This window comes from Mycobacterium asiaticum (genome assembly GCF_001673635.1).
GTDB classification, from domain to species: domain Bacteria; phylum Actinomycetota; class Actinomycetes; order Mycobacteriales; family Mycobacteriaceae; genus Mycobacterium; species Mycobacterium asiaticum_C.
Map to the genome: position 1 here is coordinate 21,107 of NZ_LZMH01000083.1, position 22,393 is coordinate 43,499.

Consider the following 22,393-nt stretch of genomic DNA (forward strand, 5'->3'; position numbering starts at 1 on the left):
GACGCAAAAGCACCTCATTTCGGCACGAAATGGGTGCTGTAGCGTCTGCTCGCGGGGGTGTTCGGTCGTAGGCTGGTGTTGCCAGCAGCCGAAAGTACGACCATGAATCCACCCAGTCGCTTCCTGCGGCGCACTGCCACCCGAAGGTTTCGTGACCGCCGGGAGGCCGGTCGCGTGCTTGCCGACGCCCTGGCGCCCTACCGCGGGAAACCTGGCGTGCTGGTGCTGGGCCTGGCTCGCGGTGGTGTGCCCGTCGCGTGGGAGGTGGCCGCGGCGCTGGGCGCCGACCTCGACGTGTTCCTGGTTCGCAAGCTCGGGGTGCCGCACTGGCCGGAGTTGGCGATGGGCGCGCTGGCCAGCGGCGGCCGAGTGGTGATGAACGACGACGTGGTGTCCAGCCTGGGCATCGGCGACGAGCAGATCCGCGCGGTCATCGACAGCGAGTCCGCCGAACTCGAGCGTCGGGAGCAGGCATACCGCGGCGGGCGCCCGGTGGCCGATCCGGCCGATCGCGTGGTGATCCTCGTCGATGACGGCATCGCCACCGGGGCGAGCATGCTGGCCGCGGTGCGAGCGGTGCGGGCCGACCGACCGCAGCAGGTGGTCGTCGCCGTCCCGGTCGGGCCGCTGTCGGCCTGCCGGCAGCTCTCCGCGGAGGCTGACGATGTGGTGTGCGCGACCATGCCCGCCGCGTTCGATGCTGTCGGACAGGTCTATGCGGATTTCCACCAGGTCAGCGACGACGAGGTACGCGAACTGCTGGCCACGCCGACCGGCGGCGCCCCGGCGGGCTGACTACTTGGCGCCCTCGTCGCGCGTTGCCGCGGATTCGGCGTCCGTTTCGGAGCCGTCGGCCTCTTCGGGGTAGTCGACGGCCTCAGACTCGGCTCGCTCGGTTGCGTCGCCGGCGTCGTCACCGGTCTCGTCGTCTTCTTGGTCCTGGCCGTCGGCGTCGCGGTGCTGACGTTCCCGCACCGCGTCGACGATCAACAGGATCACACCGAGCACGCTGGCACCGATACAGACCCACGCCACCAGCTCGTTGCTGGTCACGACCGCGAACACCAGGGCGACGAGCCCGATGAGGGCGAGTACGAGAGCAATGATCAGCATTGGTCACCCTCCGGCCGGTGTAGGTCAATGGCGGCGGGCGTCAGGCCCGCCGCACGCCCAGCCGGCTCCCGGCTAGTTGTTTCCTCGGTTGAATTGGTCGAAGCCGCCGGCGTCGGCGCTGGAGTCGACCGGAGCTGCCGACCCGCGCTGGCCGAGCTCTTCCAGCTGAGACTCGAGGTAGGTCTTGAGCCGCGTGCGGTATTCCCGCTCGAAGGTCCGCAACTGCTCGAGACGACCTTCCAGCACCGTGCGCTGCTGGTTGATGGTCCCCATGATCTCGGAGTGCTTGCGTTCGGCGTCGGCCTGCAGGGCGTCGGCCTTTTCCTGCGCCTGACGCAGCTGCGTCTCGGAGCGGGACTGGGCGTCGGCGAGCATGGCGTCCGCACGCTGGCGCGCCTCGGAGACCGTGGTCTCGGCGGTGTGCCGGGCCTCGCTGAGGATCTGGTCGGCATTGGCGCGGGCGTCGGCGAGCATCTTGTCCGACTCGGCCTTGGCGGTGCTGGTCAGGCGGTCCGCCGTGTCCTGGGCCAGGCTGAGGACGCGGGCGGCCTTGAGCGCCTGTTCCTCGTTGCTGCTGCTGGGCTGGGCCGGGGCTGCGACCGGCGCCGGCTTGACCGGTTCGGGCTCGGGCTCGTAGGACGGGATCGGCTGAGCAACCGTCGGAGCCGCGGCGCCACCCCCGCCGCCAGCGGCCAACTCCTGGTCCAGCTCGGCGATCCGCTGACGCAGATCCGAGTTCTCCTCGATGAGCCGGGTCAGCTCGTTCTCAACCAGGTCAAGGAAGGCGTCGACCTCATCTTCGTTGTACCCGCGTTTGCCGATAGGCGGCTTACTGAACGCCACATTGTGGACGTCGGCAGGTGTAAGCGGCATTCTTTGTCCCCTCAAGTTCCCTGGACGGTCGAACGATCTGGAAAGTCTAGAACGTAACGGTAGCCGTCGTGCAACTGCCGCCCATCCTGTCACACCAGACTCGGCGGTTGCCGATTGGAGTAATAAATAAGGAGCAATTTCAATCTCTAAGCCAATAAATCACGTTTCTTAGATTTGAAAATCACGCGCACCAAACTTGTCTCCGAATCGTGGCCGAACCGTCTCTTTTCTCCGGGTTGGGAAGGCTCGAAAAGTCCGCCGGGATTCAGGCGGCGGCGCTGAACGCAAGCTGCATGCCGATGAACGCGACAAGCAACAGCACCAGGATGGACAGGTCGAGTCGGACGGCGCCGATGGTGATCTGTGGGATGAGCCGACGGAGCAACTTCACCGGCGGATCGGTGATCGACATGATGATCTCGAGGATCACGACCGTGACGCCCGTGGGACGCCAGTCACGACTGAACGAACGGATCCACTCAATGACCACCCGGGCGATGAGCAGCAACCAGAAGGTGAACAGCACAAACCCGAGGATCTGAAAGAACAGCACCAACGAGAGCCCGACCTTATCGATGAGGATGACGAAACACGTGTCGCCGCCAACAATGCCGGCGACCGCCAGCCTACCGACCCCGCGCCGGCGCCCACATCCGACGAGCGGGTCCGGCAAACGTCTCGGCCCGGTCAGTCACCTGTGACCTACCGGGCCGAGCAGCAGTCAGTGGGGTTATTGGTAAGCGTAGAAACCGGTTTCGGCGATCCGCCGGCGCTCCTCCGGGGACACGTCGACGTCCGCGGGCGACAGCAGGAACACCTTGGTCGCGACCTTGTCGAACGAGCCGCGCAGCGCGAAGGCCAGGCCGGCCGCGAAGTCGACCAGCCGCTTGGCATCAGCGTTGTCCATCGACACCAGGTCCATGATCACCGGGGTGCCGTCGCGGAACCGCTCGCCGATCGTGCGCGCCTCGCTGTAGTCCTTGGGCCGCAGCGTGGTGATCTTCGACAGCGGATGCCCTTCTTCGAACATCATCGCCATCCGGCGCGGGTCCATCGCCAGCGCGCCCCGGGTGGAGTTGCGCAACCACGAGCCCAGGCGCGGCCGGCCCATGTCGGGGCGGTCGAACTCGCGAGGCTGGAAGCGCGGCTCGTCGGCGTAGCCGCCGCGGTAGCTGCTGGGCGGCGGGTAATCGACGGGCTCTGCCCGCAGGTCGGGTCGCGGGTCACGACGCGGGTCGTCGTAATCGCGGTCGCGTCCTTCATAACGGCCGTATTCGTCGTCGAATCGGGGTCGCGGATATCCCCGTGACGGGGTGCGGTCGTCGTAATACTCGTCGTCGTAATCCTCCATCGGTGCCATCCCGAAGTAGGCCTTGACCTTGTGCAGTGTGCTCATCGTTGCCCCTTAGTAGCCTGGGATTTTTGTTGTCTGTGATGAAGGTGTGACTACAGTGACTATTCACGGTGACGGTAGCCGCCGTTGACCCAATAGCGCGGTACCGACACGCACACACGTCGAACCGTGTTTGACGGCGATTTCCAAGTCATTCGACATGCCGGCGGACAGACCGACGGCGTGTGGAAAGTGCTCACACACCCGACTGTGCTCCGATTGCAGCTGGTCAAAGGCCCGTTCGGGCTCCCAGTCCAGCGGCGGGATGCCCATCAGTCCGATCAATTCCAGGCTCTCGGCACGGTCCACCTGCGCGCAGATTTCATCCACCGCGCCGGGCGCGGCGTTGTCGACACCGCCCCGCGACACATCCCCGTCCAGGCTGACCTGAACGTAGATGCGCAGCGGCTTGCTGCGGCGGTGTTCGGCCAGCGCGCCTGCGACCGCCCGGTCCAGAGCGGTCACCAGCTGTGGGCTGTCGACGGAATGCGCCGTGTGTGCCCAGCGGGCCAGCGCGCGGGCCTTCTTGCGCTGAATCTGGCCGACCATGTGCCACTGCATTTCCCGCGAGTCGCCGTGCTGCGATCCCGCCAACAAGCGGGTGAGTTCGGTCACCTTGGCCGCGGCTTCCTGTTCTCGGGATTCGCCAACGGCCCGACATCCCAATCGGGACAAAATCGCAACATCGGTTGCTGGGAAGAATTTGGTAATCGGCAGAAGTTCAATTTCGGCAACATTGCGGCCGGCGGCCTCGGCGGCCCGCGCCAGGCGTGAACGGACTGCCGCCAACGCGCGCGTCAATTCCGATTGGCGCTCTGTTTGCGCTGAGTCCTCCACCGCCATCGCGGTCATTCCATCCACACCAGCGACGCCAGCCGGCCCGTCGGCGCAGCGCGCCGGTGGCTGAACAGCGTCGGGTCGGCCACCGTGCAGCGTGGATCGACCTCGATGGATGTCACACCCAAATCACGTAGCTGAGCGGCGATTCCGGCACGCAGGTCCAGCCCGGGGGTGCCCTTCGCGGTGGTGGTGCGGCTGCCCGGCAGCGCCGCCTCCACCTCGGCGGCCATCTGCGCAGGCACTTCGTAGTTGGGGCCGCTGACCGCCGGCCCGAGCAGGGCGGAGATGTCGCCGGTCTGCGCACCCAACCCCAGCATCGCCTCGACCGCCCGGGGCACCACGCCGTGCTGCGCCCCGACGCGACCGGCGTGCACCGCCCCGATGACGCCGGCCCGCGCGTCGGCCAGCAGCACCGGCACACAATCGGCCGTCACCACGGCCAGGGCCAACCGGGGCGTTGCGGTGACCACGCCGTCGGTGTCGGGCAGCGGGTCACCCGGCGGTCTGTCGACCACCTCGATCCGGGTGCCGTGCACCTGGTTCATCCACACCACTCGGTCGGCGGGCAGGCCGGTGGCCGCGATCAGCCGAGATCGGTTGGCCCGCACGGCCTCCGGGTCGTCACCGACGTGATCACCGAGGTTGAAGGTGTCGAACGGCGGTTTCGACACACCGCCCGCGCGGGTGGTGGTCACCCGCCGGATACGAACGCTCACGTGCCCAGTATCCGGAACCCGTTGCCCGCCAGGATGCATCGACGTCAGGCCGCGCTCGGTTTGTCGCGTACTGGCAAGCAAAACGAGACCTCAGCGGCGCATGAAGGGCGGCACGTCGACGTCGTCGTCGTCACCGCCGATGCTCAGCGTCGCGCCGTTGGTGTGAATCGGGACGCTGACGGCGTCGACCGGCTCGAACAACGTGGACGTGAGCTTGCCGGCCTTGGCCGACTCGATGCGATGCGCGCCGCCGGTCTCGGTGCCGGTGACCGGCGTGCGGCCGGGCCCGGCGTCGAAGCCCGCCGCGATCACCGTGACGCGCACCTCGTCGCCGAGCGAGTCGTCGATGACCGTGCCGAAGATGATGTTGGCGTCCTGGTGGGCGGCGTCCTGCACCAGCGAGGCCGCCTCGTTGATCTCGAACAAACCGAGGTCACTGCCGCCGGCAATGGACATCAGCACGCCCTGGGCGCCTTCCATCGAGGCTTCCAGCAACGGCGAGTTGATGGCGATCTCGGCGGCCTTGAGTGAGCGGCCCTCCCCGCGCGCCGAGCCGATACCCATCAGGGCGGTGCCAGCGCCGGACATGATCCCCTTGACGTCGGCGAAGTCGACGTTGATCAGACCCGGCGTGGTGATCAGGTCAGTGATGCCCTGGACACCGTTGAGCAGCACCTCGTCGGCGCTGCGGAAGGCGTCCATCAACGACACCGCGGCGTCGCCCATCTGCAGCAGCCGGTCGTTGGGGATGACGATCAGGGTGTCGCAGCTTTCCCGCAGCGCCGCGATACCATTCTCGGCCTGGTTGCTGCGCCGCTTGCCCTCGAAGGAGAACGGCCGGGTGACCACGCCGACGGTCAACGCCCCGAGTTTGCGGGCGATGCTGGCGACGACGGGCGCGCCGCCGGTGCCGGTGCCGCCGCCCTCGCCCGCCGTCACGAACACCATGTCGGCGCCGCGCAACAGCTCCTCGATCTCCTCCTTGGCGTCCTCGGCGGCCTTCTTGCCGACTTCGGGGTCGGCGCCGGCGCCCAGCCCGCGCGTGGAGTCGCGGCCGACGTCCAGCTTGACGTCGGCGTCGCTCATCAACAAGGCCTGCGCGTCGGTGTTGATCGCGATGAACTCGACGCCCTTGAGGCCTTGCTCGATCATCCGGTTGACGGCGTTGACGCCGCCACCACCAATGCCCACGACCTTGATGACGGCCAGATAGTTATGTGGGGGGGTCATCATTCGTCTTCCTCCCTGATGGGCTTCGTTCCCTAGTCCGCTGCGGTGTGTCTGCTTGCAAAACCCTCAACCTCAACCATAGAGTTAGAGTTATGTCAAGTAGTTCCGCGTAACCAGAACCGTATGGGTACGACGGGCACTAGCCGTGCAGGCGCGCCGACGCGCCACACGTAATTTTTCGTTGCGTTGCTTGCGCGAGCAGACGCGAAAGCCCCTCATTTCGGCACGAAATGGGGGCTTTCGCGTCTGCTCGCGCTACTTAACTGTGGGTAGGTCGGGGCTGGACACGTCATAGGTGCGGCCCGGCTGCGTCAGCAACGCCGACAGCTTCTCGGCCTTCTCGTCGGCCCGGTCGGTGGTTCCCCAGATCACCACCCGCCCGTCGGACAGGGTGAGCGTGATCGACGACACCGACGGGGCCGCGATCCGGCCCACCTGACCGGCGACCTCCGGCCGCAGCGCCATCAGCACCTTCAACGCCGCCAGGGTGGCGGGATCGGTGGGGCCAGGGTTTTCGACCTCGATATAGGGCAGCGCCGGCGGCGGCGGATCGGTCGCGAAATCAACACCGTCGCGATCGAACAAATGCGGGCCGTCCGGAAAGTCCTTCACCACCACCGGGACCCGCTCCACGATGGTGATCCGCAGCGCCGACGGATACTGCCGCTGCACCCGCGCGCTGGCCACCCGCCGGATGGCCGCCACCCGGTCGGCGACCTCATTGGTGTTGATCTGCAGCAGCGGCGTGCCGATCCGCACCCGTGCGGCGTCCAGCACGTCCTCCCGGGTCACCACGCCGGTGCCGGTGACGACGATGCTGCGGGCCGACATCGCCGGCGTGAAATAGAGGATCAGCGCCAGGCCGACGCCGACCACCAGCAGCAGGATCGTCGCCAGCAGCATCTTCAAGCCCCGAACAACCCCGCGCGCAACGGGTTTGGGCTCGGTGTGGACGTGGCCCCGGGCGCGCCGCTTGGCCTCGCGGCGGGCATGTTCGATCGCCATGGCGCGGGCCTGGGCGGCGCGGCGTTCGGCGCGCTCGCGGCGGGCACGCCGGCGCGGACCCTCGAAGTCCTCTTCTTTACCGGGGTCCGAAGCGACCTCGGAGCCCGGCTCGGCCTGTTCCTGGGTCTGCGCGGTGGTGATCGGTTCGGTGGCCGACTCCTCGGCGGCGTTCGCCTCGGCGGCCGGCTCCGCCGGTTCTGCGGCCGGCTCCTGGGCCGGGCCGTTCGCCACCAGGTCGGTCGGCTGACCGTCGGGGGGCTCGGTCACTGCAGGACCCCCGGGCGCCCGGGCGCGCCGCGGTTTGCCCGCAGCCGCAGCTCGGTCACGATCTCAGGCCCCAGCATGGTCACGTCGCCTGCGCCCATGGTGACGACGACGTCGCCGGCACCGGCTGCAGCGGCCACCTGCCGCGCCACCGTGGAGAAGTCCGGCAGGTAATGGACGGGCACGCCGACGTGTTCGGCGACGCTGGCGCCGCTGATGCCGGCCAGCGGCTGCTCGCGCGCACCGTACACGTCGAGCACGAACACCTCGTCCGCACCGTTCAGCGCCGCACCGAACTCCTGAGCGAAAGCCTTTGTGCGCGAATACAAGTGCGGCTGAAACACCACCAGGGACCGGCCGCCGCCGCTCTGCTGGACCAGCGCTCGCACCGCGGCCAGGGTGGCGGCGATCTCGGTCGGATGGTGGGCGTAGTCGTCGAACACCCGCACCCCGTGCGCGGTGCCGACCAGTTCGAAGCGGCGGCGCACGCCTTCGAATGCGGCCAATCCGTCCAGCACGTCCTCGACCGGCGCGCCGATCTCGGTGGCGGCCAGCAGCGCGGCCAGCGCGTTGAGAGCCATGTGCCGACCGGGCACCGACAACCGCATCACCCGCTGTTGGGCCTCGCCGGCGAGCCGAATGTGCGCGACGGCTTCGGTGCCGCGTTGCTCCCAGGACACCAGGGTCGCGGCCTGCGGCTCGGACAAGTTGGACACCGACCCGTAGCGCAGCACCCGGATCCCCAGCTCGGCGGTGCGTTGGGCCAGCGCGGCTGAGCCCGGGTCGTCGGTGCACACCACCAGGGCGCCCCCGGGCGCAAGCCGCTCCACGAACGAGTCGAACACCCCGACGTAGGCGTCGGTGCTGCCGTAGAAGTCCAGGTGGTCGGACTCGATATTGGTGACGACGGCGACGTTCGGGGTGTATTCCAGCAGGGTGCCGTCGCTCTCGTCGGCCTCGGCGACGAAGTAGTCGCCGCTGCCGTGGTGGGCGTTGGTGCCGGCCTCCCCCAGCTCGCCACCGACCGCGAACGACGGGTCGCGCCCGCAGTGCTGCAGCGCGACGATCAGCATCGAGGTCGTGGTCGTCTTGCCGTGCGTGCCGGTGACCATCAGGGTGGTCCGCCCGGCCATGAGCTTGGCCAGCACCGCCGGGCGCAACACCACGGGAATGCCGCGACGACGTGCCTCGACCAGTTCCGGGTTGGTCTTCGGAATGGCGGCGTGGGTGGTGATCACCGCGGTGACGCCGCCGGGCAGTAGATCCAGCGACGACGCGTCGTGACCGATGCGGATCAGCGCGCCGCGCGCCCGCAGCGCGTGGATCCCCCGCGACTCCTTGGCATCCGACCCCGAGACCAGCCCGCCCCGATCCAGCAGGATGCGGGCGACGCCGGACATGCCGGCTCCGCCGATGCCGACCATGTGCACCCGCTGCAGCTCGGCGGGCAACTGCTCGGCGGTCACGGCCGGCCCCCGGCCGACCGGCTCGACGGGGTCCGGCGGGCCAGCTCGAGCGCCGCCTGGGCGACCTGCTGCGCCGCGTCGCGGTGTCCGACCTGCGCCGCGGCGGTGGTCATCGCTGCCAGCCGGGGGGCATCGGTGAGCAGCCCGGCCACTTCCCGCGCCACCAGTTCCGGTGTCAGGTCGGCGTCGGCGACCAGCATGCCGCCGCCGGCGTTGACGACCGGCAGCGCGTTGAGGCGCTGCTCACCGTTGCCGATCGGCAGCGGCACGTAGATGGCCGGCAGCCCGACGGCCGAAACCTCGGCCACCGTCATCGCACCGGATCGGCAGATCGCCAGGTCGGCGGCGGAGTAGGCCAGGTCCATCCGGTCCAGGTAGGGCACCGCGACGTAGGGCGGGTCGCCGGGATCGGGTGTGCGCAGCTCAAGGGTGTTCTTGGGGCCGTGCGCGTGCAGGACGGACACGCCCGCCGCGGCCAGATCGGTGGCGGCCGCCGACACCGCTCGGTTCAGCGACACCGCGCCCTGCGAACCGCCGAACACCAGCAACACCCGCGCGTCGTCGGCGAAGCCGAAGTGAGCGCGGGCCTCGGCCCGCAACGCGGTCCGGTCCAGCGCCGTGATCGTCGCCCGCACCGGTACTCCGACCACCTCGGCGCGCCGCAGCCCCGAATCGGGCACCGCGGACAGGATGCGGTCCGCGCTGCGGGCGCCGACGCGGTTGGCGATCCCGGCTCGCGCATTGGCTTCGTGGATCACCACCGGGATGCGGCGGCGCCGTCCCCCGGGCAATCCGCGGGCGGCCAGGTAGGCGGGCAGCGCCACGTAGCCGCCGAAACCAACGACGACGTCGGCTTGCACGTTGTCCAGCACCGCCCGGGTCTCGCGCACCGCGCGCCAGACCCGCGGTGGCAGCCGGGCCAGGTCGCCGCTGGGTTTGCGCGGCAACGGCACCGGCGTGATCAGCTCGAGGTCATAGCCGCGTTCGGGCACCAGCCGCGTCTCCAGCCCGCGGGCGGTGCCCAGGGCGGTGATCCGGACCCGCGGCTCCAGCGCGGTCAGCGCGTCGGCGACGGCCATCGCGGGCTCCACGTGGCCGGCGGTGCCACCGCCGGCAAGCACCACCGATAACGCGGCACCGGCGGGCAGGGGATGAGCCCCTAGCCCGCCGGCCGATTGCCTGACCTGGTCATTCACCCGTAACGCTGACCTTCCAATGCACGCACGCGCCGGCTGCGGCGCGGGCCGGCGTACTGCTGACCCGCTCCATTTTGCCTTTCCCGCAAATGAGCGGTACCCCCAGATCGGCGGTTGGACCGATCCGCCGAACGCGACACCGCCGGCTGCGGCCGCCCGCCCGCCCGCCGGGTCGCCTCGCGGGGTGCGCGGCGGGCCGGCTGTGGGGCCGGCTTGGGGTGCGGGCGCTTGCGGTCGCGGAACGCCTCGAGACGGCTCGGCGAGTACGGCTCGGGCAGCGGCAACCGCAGCAACCGATTGACCTTGTCGTCGCGCCCAGCCCGCAACGCCGCCACCGCCTCGGGTTCGTGCCGGGCGGCGCTGGCGATGATGCCGATCTGGGTCAGTGTCGCCGCCGTGGACGTCCCACCCGCGGAGATCAGCGGCAGCTGCAGGCCGGTGACCGGCAGCAACCCGATCACATAGCCGATGTTGATGAACGCCTGGCCCAGCACCCACAGGGTGGTGGTCGCGGTCAGCAGGCGCAGGAACGGGTCGGCCGAGCGTCGCGCGATCCGCATGCCGGTGTAGGCGAACAGCCCGAACAGGCCCAGCAGACCGACCGCCCCGATCAGGCCCAGCTCCTCGCCGATGATCGCGAAGATGAAGTCGTTGTGCGCGTTGGGCAGATAGTTCCACTTCGCCACGCCCTGGCCCAGGCCGTCACCGAAGATGCCGCCGTGGGCCAGCGCGTACTTGGCCTGCCGGGCCTGGTAGCCGGAGTCCATCGGGTCGTCTTCGGGGTTGAGCCAGGACCGCACCCGGTCCGACCGGTAGCCGGCCGACACCGCCAGTATTCCGCCGGCGACGAAGACCAGCGCCAAGGAGGCGAGGAACACCTTCAGCGGGAACCCGGCGTACCAGAGCAAACCGAGCAGGATGATGCCCAGCGAGACCGTCTGGCCCAGGTCGGGCTGCAGCACGATCAGCGTCAGCGCCACGATCGCGGCCGGCACCAGCGGGATCAGCATCTCGCGCAACGAGGCCCGCTCCATGCGCCGGGCGGCCAGCAGGTGCGCACCCCAGATCGCGAACGCCATCTTGGTCAACTCGGAGGGCTGCATGGAGAATCCGGCGATCACGAACCAACCGCGGGAGCCGTTGGCCTCCTTGCCGATTCCCGGGACGAGCACCAGAACCAGCAACACGATGGTGAACGCGAAGCTGGAGAACGCAATGCGCCGCATGAACCGCACCGACATCCGCAAGGCGACGTAGCAGCCGATCAGGCCCACAACCGTCCACATCACCTGCTTGCCGAAGATCACCCACGCCGACCCGTCGTCGTCGTAGGACCGCACCCCGGACGCGGACAACACCATGATCAGGCCCAGCGTGGTCAGCAACGCGGCGACAGCGATGATCAGGTGGAACGACGTCATGGGGCGGCCCAGCCAGGCGCCGAAGCGGGTGCGCGGGCCGACACGTTCGGGTTTGGGCGTTTTGTCGGACACCTTTTCGGCCGGTGTCCCGGCGTCCGGGTCGGAGGCTGTCTCGGGAACCGGTTCGGGGTCCCCCACCTCGTCCTGAGCCTCGTCCTGCGCGTCCGCCGACGCGTCCGCCTCGAGCACTTGCTCTGCCTTGTCCCGGCGACGAAGCCGGGAGAATGCCTTAGCCACCCCGCCTACCGAGCCGCGGCGCGTACGGCGGACGCGAAGGCGTCGCCACGTGCGGCGTATCCGCTGAACTGGTCGAACGACGCGCCGGCCGGCGCCAGCAACACCGTGTCGCCGGGTTTGGCCAACTCCCGGGCCGCGGCCACCGCGGCGGTCATCACGCGAGTACCGATGGTCTCAGCACCGTCATTCACTTGTGTCACATTTGTAACAAGAGCCTCAGCAGTCGCATGCATCTCAACATCCTCGCCTGTAACAACCTGTACGACGGGGACATCGGGCGCGTGTCGTGATAACGCCTCGGCAACCTCTGCGCGATCGCGGCCGATGAGCACCGCCCCGACCAGCCGCGACGCGATGCGCGAGACCTCCGCGTCCACGGATGCTCCCTTGAGCAGGCCGCCGGCCAGCCACACCACCCGCGGGTAGGCCAGCACGGACGCTTCGGCGGCGTGCGGGTTGGTGGCCTTGGAATCGTCGACATAGGTGACGCCGTCGACGACGGCCACCACCTCGGAACGATGCCGGCCGAGTTTGAAGGCGACCAGCGCCCGAGCTATCGCCTCGGCGGGCACCCCGACGCTGCGTGCGAGCGCGGCCGCCGCCAGGGCGTCGAGCACACCGACGGGCCCCGGCACGGGCAGCGAAGAAACCGGTAGCAACGGCAATTCGTCGGCGAACGCGCGGTCGACCAGCTGCCCGTCGCGGACGCCGAGCTCCCCCTCCCCCGGTTCGCCCAGCCGGAAGCCGACGCGGATCGGGGCCGGGGCGGTCTCGCGCAGGGCGGCCGCCCGGGCGTCATCCAGCCCGAGAACGGCGACCCGCCCGGTCAGCACCCGCGCCTTGGCCGCGGTGTAGTCGGCCATGGTGTGGTGCCAGTCCAGGTGGTCCTCGGCGATGTTGAGCACCACGCCGGCCTCGGGCCGCAACGAGGGTGCCCAGAACAGCTGGAAGCTGGACAGCTCCACGGCCAGCACATCGGCGGGCTGGTCCAGCACATCGAGCACCGGGTCGCCGATGTTGCCGCACAGCAGGCTGCGCAGCCCGCCGGCCACCAGCATGTCGTGCAGCATCGACGTGGTGGTGGTCTTGCCGTTGGTCCCGGTGACCACCAGCCAGCGCCGCGGCGGCCCGTAGTGCCCGGCGGCGTCGAGCCGCCAGGCCAGCTCGACGTCGCCCCAGATGGGCACGCCCGCCGCGGCGGCGGAGGCCAGCACCGGCGTGGTCGGCTGGAAACCGGGACTGGTCACCACCAGCGCGAATTCGGCGATCCGGTTGGCCGCGGTGGCAGGGTCCAGCGTCGCCACGCCGTTGTCGGCGTGCGGGGCCAGCATCGCGGGATCGTCGTCGCACAGCGTCGGCGCGGCACCGAACCGGGTCAGGGCGGCCAGCAGCGCACGGCCGGTCACCCGCGCCCCGGCGATCAGCACCGGCGCACCGGGCGCCAAGGGGTCCAACACGTCAGGCGCCGATCGTGGAAAGCCACTCACCGTAGAACAGGGCGACCCCCAGCCCGCAGGTGATCGCGGTGAGCAACCAGAACCGGATGATCACCGTGGTTTCGGCCCAGCCGACCAGCTCGAAGTGGTGGTGGAACGGGGCCATCCGGAACACCCGGCGACCGGTGGTGCGGAAGGCCAGGATCTGTAGCACCACCGAGGTGACCTCGGCGACGAACAGCGAACCGAGCACGACGGCGAGCATCTCGGTGCGGCTGGTCACCGACAACCCGGCGATGATGCCGCCGAGCGCCAGCGACCCGGTGTCACCCATGAAGATCTTGGCCGGCGCGGCATTCCACCACAGAAAGCCGATGCAGGCTCCGGCGGTGGCGGCGGCGATCAGCGCCAAGTCCAGCGGGTCGCGCACGTTGTAGCAGGCCAAGCCCGGCGCAGTGACGCAGGCGTTGCGGTACTGCCAGAAGGTGATCAGCACGTAGGCGCCGGTGACCATCGCCATGCAGCCCGCGGCCAAGCCGTCCAGCCCGTCGGTGAAATTGACCGCGTTCGACCAGGCGCTGACCACGACGACGCAGAACAGCACGAACACCGCCGGCGCGAAGGTCACGGTGGCGATCTCGCGCACGTAGGAAAGGTCGGCGCTGGCCGGGGTCAGCCCGGCGTTGTTGGGAAACTGCAGCACCAGCACCGCGAACAGCACGGCCGCGCTGATCTGCCCGATGGTCTTGGCCGTCTTGTTCAGACCCAGGTTGCGCGAGCGGCGGATCTTGATCAGGTCGTCGATGAACCCGACACCGCCCAGCGCGGTCGCCAACAGCAGCACCAGCAGCCCGGAGGCGGACACGCCCTCGCCGTCGAACGCCAGCCCGGCGAGGTGGGCGCCCAGGTAGCCGGCCCAGATGCCGGCCAGGATGGCCACTCCACCCATCGACGGAGTGCCGCGTTTGCTGTGGTGGGTGGGCGGGCCATCCTCGCGGACCTGGTGACCGAACCCCTGTTTGGTGAACAGCCGGATCAGCGCGGGGGTGAGCAGGATGGACACGGTCACCGCGATGGCGACGGCGATCAGGATCTGTCTCACTGGCGGGCCGCCCCCTGGTCGCCGGTCGCGACGAGCGCGTCGGCCAGCGCCCCCAGCCCGGCCGAGTTGGACGCCTTGACCAGCACCACGTCCCCGGGCTGCACCTCGGCGCGCAGCAGCGCCAAGGCGGCGTCGCGGTCCGGCACGCTGACGGCCTCGCTCCCCCAGGAGCCCTCCATCACAGCTCCCTGGTGCATGGCGCTCATCGGCCTCCCGGTTCCCACGACAACGAGTCGAGACACATCTAATCGCACCGCGAGCCGGCCGACGCGATCGTGCTCGGATATCGCGTCGTCCCCGAGTTCGGCCATCTCACCCAGCACCGCCCAGCTGCGGCGGGCCGCCGCGGCGGGGTCCGAGCCGCCGCGCGCGATCCAGGCCAGCGCCTGCAATCCGGCCCGCATTGAGTCCGGGTTGGCGTTGTAGGCGTCGTCGATCACCGTCACCCCGTCGGCGCGGGTGGTGACCTGCATCCGGTGCCGCGACACCGGACCCGCCGCGGCGAGCGCGCTCGCGACCTGATCGATGCCGGCACCGCATTCCAGCGCCACCGCGGCGGCGCACAGCGCGTTGCTGACCTGGTGGTCGCCGTACACCCCGAGCTGGATGTCGGCCTGCTCGTCACCGGCGTGCAGGGTGAACTGCGGCCTGGCCAGTTCGTCCAGCGTCACCGGGCCGGCCCAGATATCACCCCGGGCGCTGCGGCTGACCCGGACCACCCGGGCCGCGGTCACGTCCGCCATCGCCGCCACGGCCGGGTCATCAGCATTGAGAATGACCACCCCGGACGACGGAACGGATTGCGGCAGTTCGGATTTGGTGCGCGCGATGGCTTCGCGGGAGCCGAACTCGCCGAGGTGCGCGGTGCCGACGTTGAGGACCACGCCGATCGACGGCGGCGCGATCTCGGCCAGCGCGGCGATATTACCGGGGTGCCGCGCTGACATCTCCAGAATCAGGTAGTCGGTGTCGCGGGTGGCCCGCAGCACCGTCCAGGGATGACCCAGCTCGTTGTTGAACGATCCGGGCGGGGCCACTACCTCACCCAACGGGGCCAGCACCGTGGCCACCAGGTCCTTGGTAGAGGTCTTGCCCGACGAGCCGGTGATCCCGATGATCGTCAGCCCGCCCGCGACCAGCTCTACGGCCACCTTCCGGGCCAGCCGGGCCAGCGCGGCCAGCACCGCCGCGCCCGATCCGTCGGCGTCGTGCTCGAGCACTCCGGCCCGGTCGTCGGCCGCGGCCCGCGGGGCCACCACGATGGCGGGGACCCCGACCGGACGGGCGGCCAGCACCGCGACGGCGCCCGCCGCCACCGCTGAGGCCGCGTGGTCGTGCCCATCGGCGCGGGCGCCGGGCAGCGCCAGGAACAGACCGCCCGGGCCGACTGCGCGCGAGTCGAACTCGACGGTGCCGGTGACGCGGGTGGCCGCGGCGCGCTCCGGGTCGATGTCGGACAGGGTCCCGCCGACGATGTCGGCGATCTCGGCGATGGTCAGGTCGATCATCGGCGGGCCCCCAGCGCCTGTAGCGCCTGCGCGAGCTCCACCCGGTCGTCGAACGGGCGGGTCTGGTCGCCGACGCGCTGACCGGTCTCATGGCCCTTGCCGGCGATCAGGACGACGTCGCCGGGCCTGGCCCAGGCCACAGCGTGCCGGATGGCTTCGCGGCGGTCACCGATCTCGACTACCGACGGCGCTTTACCGACGCCGGAGCCGGCGGTGGCGCCGGCCAGGATCTCGCGGCGGATGGCGGCGGGATCCTCGCTGCGCGGGTTGTCGTCGGTGACGACGACCAGGTCGGCGAGTTCGGCGGCCACCGCACCCATCGGTGCCCGCTTCCCCGGGTCGCGGTCGCCGCCTGCGCCGAACACCACCGCCAGCCGCCGGCCCGGCCCGGCCAGGGTGGTCAGCACGGCGCGCAGCGCGCCCGGCTTGTGGGCGTAGTCGACCAGCGCCAGGAAATCCTGACCGCGGTCGACCTGTTCGAGCCGTCCCGGGACCCGGGTCTGGCGCAGTCCCGGCGCCGCCTGCTCCGGGGATACCCCGACGGCATCCAGAATGGCCAGCGCGACAAGCGAATTGGCGATGTTGTAATGCCCGGGCAGGTTGATCGCCACACGGTGGTGAACGCCGGCGGGGTCGATCGCGGTGAACTCCTGCCCGGCGGCACCGCTGAGTGCGACGTCGACGGCGCGCCAGTGCGCGGGCTCGTCGGTGACGCTCACGGTGATCGCGTCACCGGCCCGGGCCGCCATGGCGCGCCCGGCCTCGTCGTCGACGCACACCACGACGGTGCGCGCCCGCAACGCCGAGGCCGGATCGAACAGCGCCGCCTTGGCCTCGAAATAGGCTTCCATGCTCGGGTGGAAGTCGAGGTGATCGCGCGACAGGTTGGTGAAGGCGCCCACGGAGAATTCGGTGCCGTCCACCCGGCCGAGGGTCAGCGCGTGACTGGACACCTCCATCACCACGGTGTCCACCCCGCGTTCGGCCATCGCAGCGAACAAGGCTTGCAGCGCGGGGGCCTCCGGGGTGGTCAGCGCGCTGGGGATGTCGACGCCGTCGATGCGGATGCCGATGGTGCCGACCAGGCCGGCGACCCGGCCCGCGGCCCGCAGACCCGCTTCGACCAGATAAGTCGTGGTGGTCTTGCCGGAGGTGCCGGTGATCCCGATGACCGGGACCCGGTCGGACGGGCGGCCGTAGACCGTGGCAGCCAGGCCACCCAGCACGCCGCGTGGTGCGGGGTGCACCAGGACCGGGACGGCGTCGGCGTGCGAACCCATTTCGAGCACCCCGTCGGCGTCGGTCAACACCGCGACGGCGCCGCGTTCGATCGCCGCGCCGGCATGGCGGGCACCGTGGGTGACCGACCCGGGCAGGGCGGCGAACAGGTCGCCGGAGCGCACATCCTGGCCCCGCAGCGTCACGCCGGTGACGGGCACGTCGGCGACGGTGCCGCCGTGCGCGGACACGGCGCCGACCTGGGCGGCCAGCGCGGCCAGCGACACGCCCGCGCCGGAGCTGGGACGCAGATCGGTGGGCACGGCTGCCACTGCGTCATCACCTCCCGTCCGACGCTGAGCGAAACGCCATTATCGGCTTGGATCAGCTTTGACACCCTACCCAGCCGCCATCGGGCCGGTGACCTCCCGCGCCCGAGTCGGCGCTACATCGCCTGCAGGGTCAGCGGTGGTCCCGGGTCCGGTGACAGCGGCACGTTCTCGCGCTGCATCAGCCAGCCCGCGATGTTGTGGAACAGCGGCGCCGCCGAGTGCCCCGGTGTGCCGTCGGCGTTGCGCTGCGGGTTGTCCATCATGATGCCGATGACGTAACGCGGATTGTCGACAGTGGCCATGCCGGCGAAGGTGATCCAGTACACATCGTCGAAGTAGCAGCCGCAGCCCGGGTTGATCTGCTGCGCGGTGCCGGTCTTGCCGGCCATCTGGTAGCCGGGGACCGCGGCGGCCGGGCCGGTGCCCTGCTGGTAGCCCATCGGGTCCTGCTGCACGACCGCGCGCAGCATCTGCCGCACCGTCTGGGCGGTCTGCGCGGAGACCACCCGGACGCCTTCGGGGCGGGCTTCCTCGGTGCGCGTTCCGTCGGCGGCGATGGTGGCCTTGAGGATCCGCGGCGGGATGCGCACGCCGTCGTTGGCGATGGCCTGGTACATGCCCGCCATCTGCAGCAGCGTCATCGAAACACCCTGGCCGATGGGCAGGTTGGAGAAGGTGCTGCCCGACCACTGGTCGATCGGCGGCACCAGGCCCGCGCTCTCGCCGGGCAGCCCAACGCCGGTGCGCTGACCGAGCCCGAACTTGCGGACCATGTCGTAGAAGCGTTCCGGTCCCACCCGCTGCGCCAGCATCAGCGTGCCGACGTTGGACGACTTTCCGAAGACACCGGTGGTGGTGTAGGGCATCACGCCGTGTTCCCACGCGTCGTGCACGGTGACGCCGCCCATCGAGATGGTGCCCGGCACCTGCAGCACCTCGTCGGGGTTGCTCAGCCCGTATTCGATCACCGACGAGGCGGTGATGATCTTGTTCACCGAACCCGGCTCGAACGGCGAGGACACCGGCAGATTGCCCAGTTGCCGGTCGCCCTGGCGCCCGATGTCCTGCGATGGGTCGAACGTGTTGTCGTTGGCCATCGCCAGCACTTCACCCGTCTTGGCGTCCAGCACGACCGCCGACACGGTGTGGGCGCCCGACACGTTCCTGGCCTGCTGCACCTGCTGCTGGACGTAGAACTGGATGTCGTCGTCGAGAGTGAGCTGGACGGTGGAGCCGTGCACGGCCTTGTGTCTGTTGCGGTAGCTGCCGGGGATGACGACGCCGTCGGACCCGCGGTCGTAGGTGACCGATCCGTCGGTGCCGGCCAGCACCGCGTCCAGCGAGTCCTCCAGGCCGAGCAGGCCGTGCCCGTCCCAGTCGATGCCCCCGACGATGTTGGCCGCCAAGGACCCGCCCGGATACTGGCGCAGATCCTGGCGCTCCGAGCCGACCTCGGGGAACTTGGCCGAGATCGCATGTGCGATGGCGGGATCGACGTTGCGGGCCAGGTAGACGAAGGTCTCGTTACTCTGCAGTTTCTTGAGTAGGGCGGCCGCGTCCGGCTTGTTGTTCAGCTTGCCCGCGACTTCCTTGGCGATGTCCTTGAGTCGCTCCTGCGGGTCCGGCGCGTGTGGCGACTTCTTCCTGGCCTCTTCCAGCTGCTGGCGAATTCGCTTGGGCTGGAAGGTAAGGGCGCGCGCTTCGATGGTGAAGGCCAGCCGGTCGTTGTGTCGGTCGACGATGGCGCCGCGGATCGCGCGTTCGACGTCGGTGACCTTAAGCTGGCCAGCGGCTTGGGCGTTGAGCTGCGGCGCGTTGGACACCTGCAGGTAGAACAGCTGAGTGACGGCCACGATCATCAGGATCAAGATGACGGCATTGCCCGCCCGATGCCGGAAGACGAACGACGCGCCACGGCTCGCTACTTCCACCGCCTGACGGGTGCGCCGCTCCCGGGCCGAGTGGGCTGTGCCGGGGGCGCGCGTGGGTTTGTCCTGCTTGGGTTTCCGAGTTCGCTTGGGCTGTTTGACGTCCTGGGCGGCACGCGGTTTGCGGGCGCGGCGCTCCGGGGCCGCCCTGCGGGGGTCGCGGCTCATCGCGGGATCCCGGGCACGGCCGGTGCCGCCGGCGCGACTGGGACTACCTGCTCACCGGCGGCCGGCAGGGGCGCTACCCCGTGTACGTCGGAAGCGGTTGGACCGGTGGGCATTCCGGGCACCGGCGCGGCTACCGGCGGAACGACCTGAGTCGGGACCTGGCCCGGGACCTGCGGCAGCTGGGCCGGGACCGGGGGCAGTTGGACCGGAACCCCGTGCAGCGGGTCCAGCACCACCGGCGCCTGGGCGGGCACACCGGGCACCTGGCCGGGCACACCTGGCACCTGGCCGGGCACACCGGGCACCTGGCCGGGCACACCGGGCACCTGGCCGGGCGGTTGCGTGCTGCCCAGCGTCGAGGATCCGTCGGGTCCGCGCAGCAGCACCTGCGGACCGGTGCGCGCGGGCGGTGCCGGGTCGCCGGGAGCGGGCATCACCCGGACCGCCACCTCCGGCGGCGTCACCGGCGGCTTGGGCGGTGGAGGTGGGCCTTCGTCGGGCAGCTTGTTGTTCAGCGGCGGCGGCGGCACGCCGTCGGCCGGTTTGGGTGTGCCGACCACGACCCAGTTGCCATCGGGCGCCTGAACCAGGTGGGCCGTGTCGCGGGTGGGGATCATGCCCTGTTTGCGGGCCGCTTCGGCCAGCGCCGGCGCAGACTCCGCCTCGCGCACATCACGCTCGAGCGCTTCTTTCTGCTGTTGCAGCATCCGGGTGCGCTCGCGGGCGTGGCTGAGCTGGTAGGACCGTTCGGCGGCGTCGGTGGACAACCACAGCGTCAGGCCCAGACCGATGCCCAGCGACCCGATCACCAGCACGACGAACGGGACCCGGCTCAGCACCGTACGTGGCCGCAGGTCGATCTGCGCCAGCCGGATGGCCAGCCGTTCGGACAGCTTGGGCCGAACGACCCTGGGCGCCTTCGCTTTACGTGCCTTGGCGCGGGCCTTGGCCTGGCTGGCGTTCTTGGGCCGGGCCGGGCGGTCGACGGGCCGGGCCATCGGAGTCGTCTGCGGGCCCGACCTCGGCGCCCGGGCCTCGCGTGCCGGCGCGGTGGACTTGCGGGAGTGGGCGCGACCCCGCCGGGACGACGGGTCGGCGGGGGTACGAACCCCGGTGGCGCCGGCGCGACGAGCGCGACGCTCGCTGTCGCGGCGCTTCGTCGCCTCGCGCTTTGTGCTCATGCCTTCGCCTTCCCGTTCTCCCGCTCGACTCGTTGCAGGGCGCGCAGCCGCACCGGGGCGCTGCGCGGATTGCGTTCCGTCTCGGCCGCGTCAGCCCGTTCCGCTCCGCGCGTCAACGAGGTGAATCGCGGCCCGTGGCCGGGAAGTTCGACCGGGAGACCCGGCGGGGTGCGGGAGGCCGTAGCGTCGGTGAACACCCGCTTGACGATCCGGTCCTCCAGCGACTGGTAGGACAGCACCACGATGCGCCCGCCCACCGCCAGCGCCTCCAGCGCGGCCGGCACGGCGCCGCGCAACGACTCCAGCTCGTCGTTGACCGCGACGCGCAGTGCCTGGAAGGTGCGCTTGGCCGGGTGCCCGCCGGTGCGCCGGGCCGGCGCCGGGATCGCCTCGTAGAGCAGCGCCACCAGCTCGGCGGTCGAGGTGAACGGCGCGCGGGCGCGACGGCGGACAATCTGGGCCGCGATCCGGCGAGCAAATCGCTCCTCGCCGTAGCGGTGCAGGATGTCGGCCAGCTCGGCCTCGGGGTAGGTGTTGACGATGTCGGCGGCGGTCAGCGGCGCCGAAGGGTCCATCCGCATGTCCAGCGGCGCGTCCTTGGCATAGGCAAACCCCCGCTCGGCGCGGTCCAGCTGCATTGAGGACACCCCGAGATCGAACAGCACGCCGTCCACCGATTCGGTTGTGGGATAACCGGATTCGGCAAGCGCCGCCACGATGCCGTCGTAGCGGGTGTGCACCAGGGTGACCCGATCGGCGAAGGTAGCCAACCGGTTTCGGCTGATAGCCAAGGCGCTCGGGTCGCGGTCGAGCCCGATCAGCCGCAGTCCGGGCAGCTCGGTGAGGAATCGCTCGGCGTGCCCACCGGCGCCAAGGGTGGCGTCGACGAGCACCGCGCCGGCACCGTCGGGACTGTGCCGGGTCAGCGCTGGTGCCAGCAATTCGACGCATCGCTGCGCCAGCACCGGCACATGGCCGAAATCACCTGCGCCGGAACGCGGATCGTCGGGGTTAGGCATCCTGACCCCTCCCCGGCCGGTACGGCCTAACTGGCGTCCCGCCCGTGCACCGAGGCCTCTGTCCGAGACGCACCTGGCGTTGGGGAAGTACGCCAGGGTCGGTTCGGGCAGAGACCACGGTGCACAGGCATGCACCTCAGAAGATGTCGCCGAGTGCTTCATCGCTGGCCGCGGAGAAGTTCTCTTCATGGAGTTGCTGATAGTCGTTCCAGGCCTGGGCGTCCCAGATTTCGAGATAGTCGACCGCACCGATGACTACGCAATCCTTGGACAGGCCGGCGTAGCGCCGGTGGTCGGCCGACAGCGTGATGCGCCCCTGCCCGTCGGGGTGCTGCTCGTCGGTGCCGGCAGCGAGGTTACGCAAAAACGCCCGCGCCTCCGGATTGCTGCGCGGCGCCTTGCTGGCCCGCCGCGCCAGCTGCTCGAACTCCGCACGCGGATAGACGGCGAGGCTGTGATCTTGGCTCTTGGTGACCATCAACCCCCCTGCCAATGCGTCGCGAAATTTGGCCGGCAGCGTGAGCCGCCCTTTGTCGTCGAGCTTGGGCGTGTAGGTGCCGAGAAACACTGCGGCACCTCCGACTTGCTTGTCACCCAAACACTTCGGCCACCATACCCCACAGTCCCCCACTTCGCCCCATAACAACCCCCTCCGCGCGTCTCATAGTGCCGTTGCCCCACCACACGTCGCGGGTCGACCCACTTCGGCGAGCCCGGCGCTTTCCGTACCGTGCACAAAACCGCACT

General features: G+C 70.0%; 19 protein-coding genes and 1 pseudogene. 1 reads left to right on the top strand and 19 read right to left on the bottom strand.

Annotation, left to right across the window (positions count from 1 at the left end):
- Window positions 1–61: 61 nt before the first annotated feature.
- Window positions 62–795: pseudogene (locus A5645_RS24955) on the top strand (phosphoribosyltransferase); the annotation flags it as partial.
- Here A5645_RS24955 and A5645_RS24960 read toward each other — a convergent pair.
- The 19 genes from A5645_RS24960 to mraZ form a co-directional block, all read right to left on the bottom strand.
- A complete protein-coding gene (locus A5645_RS24960) occupies window positions 796–1,113 on the bottom strand; it encodes an SUR7/PalI family protein (protein ID WP_065033915.1) in 318 nt (105 codons plus the stop codon).
- A 72-nt stretch (window positions 1,114–1,185) separates the two neighbouring features.
- Entirely contained in the window at window positions 1,186–1,986 is an 801-nt protein-coding gene (gene wag31 / locus A5645_RS24965; RefSeq protein WP_065033916.1) for a DivIVA-like cell division protein Wag31, read from the bottom strand.
- A 265-nt stretch (window positions 1,987–2,251) separates the two neighbouring features.
- Window positions 2,252–2,542, bottom strand: a complete 291-nt coding sequence (locus A5645_RS24970; protein ID WP_036361001.1) for a YggT family protein — start codon at window positions 2,540–2,542, stop codon at window positions 2,252–2,254.
- A 174-nt stretch (window positions 2,543–2,716) separates the two neighbouring features.
- The gene (locus A5645_RS24975; protein ID WP_065033917.1) at window positions 2,717–3,382 is read right to left on the bottom strand and encodes a cell division protein SepF; all 666 of its coding nucleotides are present in this window, start codon (window positions 3,380–3,382) and stop codon (window positions 2,717–2,719) included.
- Between the two features lie 63 nt (window positions 3,383–3,445).
- Window positions 3,446–4,222 (bottom strand): YggS family pyridoxal phosphate-dependent enzyme, encoded by a 777-nt coding sequence (locus A5645_RS24980; RefSeq protein ID WP_065131514.1) that lies wholly within the window; start codon window positions 4,220–4,222, stop codon window positions 3,446–3,448.
- 5 nt (window positions 4,223–4,227) lie between these two features.
- Entirely contained in the window at window positions 4,228–4,935 is a 708-nt protein-coding gene (gene pgeF / locus A5645_RS24985) for a peptidoglycan editing factor PgeF (RefSeq protein ID WP_081288554.1), read from the bottom strand.
- Window positions 4,936–5,025: 90 nt separating this feature from the next.
- Window positions 5,026–6,165 (bottom strand): cell division protein FtsZ, encoded by a 1,140-nt coding sequence (gene ftsZ, locus A5645_RS24990; RefSeq protein ID WP_065131513.1) that lies wholly within the window; start codon window positions 6,163–6,165, stop codon window positions 5,026–5,028.
- Between the two features lie 255 nt (window positions 6,166–6,420).
- Entirely contained in the window at window positions 6,421–7,437 is a 1,017-nt protein-coding gene (locus A5645_RS24995; protein ID WP_436405526.1) for a cell division protein FtsQ/DivIB, read from the bottom strand.
- The gene (gene murC / locus A5645_RS25000) at window positions 7,434–8,900 is read right to left on the bottom strand and encodes a UDP-N-acetylmuramate--L-alanine ligase (RefSeq protein ID WP_065033594.1); all 1,467 of its coding nucleotides are present in this window, start codon (window positions 8,898–8,900) and stop codon (window positions 7,434–7,436) included. The genes A5645_RS24995 and murC overlap by 4 nt, the downstream gene beginning before the upstream one ends.
- A complete protein-coding gene (murG, locus tag A5645_RS25005) occupies window positions 8,897–10,096 on the bottom strand; it encodes an undecaprenyldiphospho-muramoylpentapeptide beta-N-acetylglucosaminyltransferase (RefSeq protein ID WP_065131426.1) in 1,200 nt (399 codons plus the stop codon). Before murG ends, murC begins: the two co-directional genes overlap by 4 nt.
- Window positions 10,093–11,754, bottom strand: a complete 1,662-nt coding sequence (ftsW, locus tag A5645_RS25010) for a putative lipid II flippase FtsW (protein WP_065131427.1) — start codon at window positions 11,752–11,754, stop codon at window positions 10,093–10,095. The genes murG and ftsW overlap by 4 nt, the downstream gene beginning before the upstream one ends.
- A gap of 5 nt (window positions 11,755–11,759) precedes the next feature.
- A complete protein-coding gene (gene murD / locus A5645_RS25015; RefSeq protein WP_065131428.1) occupies window positions 11,760–13,211 on the bottom strand; it encodes a UDP-N-acetylmuramoyl-L-alanine--D-glutamate ligase in 1,452 nt (483 codons plus the stop codon).
- Window position 13,212: 1 nt separating this feature from the next.
- Window positions 13,213–14,292, bottom strand: coding sequence for a phospho-N-acetylmuramoyl-pentapeptide-transferase (gene mraY / locus A5645_RS25020; RefSeq protein WP_065131429.1), 1,080 nt, complete (start codon window positions 14,290–14,292; stop codon window positions 13,213–13,215).
- Window positions 14,289–15,800 carry a UDP-N-acetylmuramoyl-tripeptide--D-alanyl-D-alanine ligase gene (locus tag A5645_RS25025; RefSeq protein WP_065131430.1) on the bottom strand — a complete coding sequence of 504 codons (1,512 nt, stop codon included), beginning with the start codon at window positions 15,798–15,800 and terminating at the stop codon, window positions 14,289–14,291. Before A5645_RS25025 ends, mraY begins: the two co-directional genes overlap by 4 nt.
- Window positions 15,797–17,350 (bottom strand): UDP-N-acetylmuramoyl-L-alanyl-D-glutamate--2,6-diaminopimelate ligase, encoded by a 1,554-nt coding sequence (locus A5645_RS25030; RefSeq protein WP_065131431.1) that lies wholly within the window; start codon window positions 17,348–17,350, stop codon window positions 15,797–15,799. The genes A5645_RS25025 and A5645_RS25030 overlap by 4 nt, the downstream gene beginning before the upstream one ends.
- Before the next feature lie 113 nt (window positions 17,351–17,463).
- Window positions 17,464–19,446: a peptidoglycan D,D-transpeptidase FtsI family protein gene (locus A5645_RS25035; RefSeq protein WP_065131432.1), complete on the bottom strand. Its 1,983-nt coding sequence runs from the start codon at window positions 19,444–19,446 to the stop codon at window positions 17,464–17,466.
- Window positions 19,443–20,627, bottom strand: a complete 1,185-nt coding sequence (ftsL, locus tag A5645_RS25040) for a cell division protein FtsL (protein WP_065131433.1) — start codon at window positions 20,625–20,627, stop codon at window positions 19,443–19,445. Before ftsL ends, A5645_RS25035 begins: the two co-directional genes overlap by 4 nt.
- Complete coding sequence (gene rsmH, locus A5645_RS25045) at window positions 20,624–21,808, bottom strand: 16S rRNA (cytosine(1402)-N(4))-methyltransferase RsmH (RefSeq protein ID WP_436405530.1); 1,185 nt, start codon at window positions 21,806–21,808, stop codon at window positions 20,624–20,626. The genes ftsL and rsmH overlap by 4 nt, the downstream gene beginning before the upstream one ends.
- The gene (gene mraZ, locus A5645_RS25050) at window positions 21,783–22,214 is read right to left on the bottom strand and encodes a division/cell wall cluster transcriptional repressor MraZ (protein ID WP_036359475.1); all 432 of its coding nucleotides are present in this window, start codon (window positions 22,212–22,214) and stop codon (window positions 21,783–21,785) included. Before mraZ ends, rsmH begins: the two co-directional genes overlap by 26 nt.
- Window positions 22,215–22,393 lie beyond the last annotated feature (179 nt).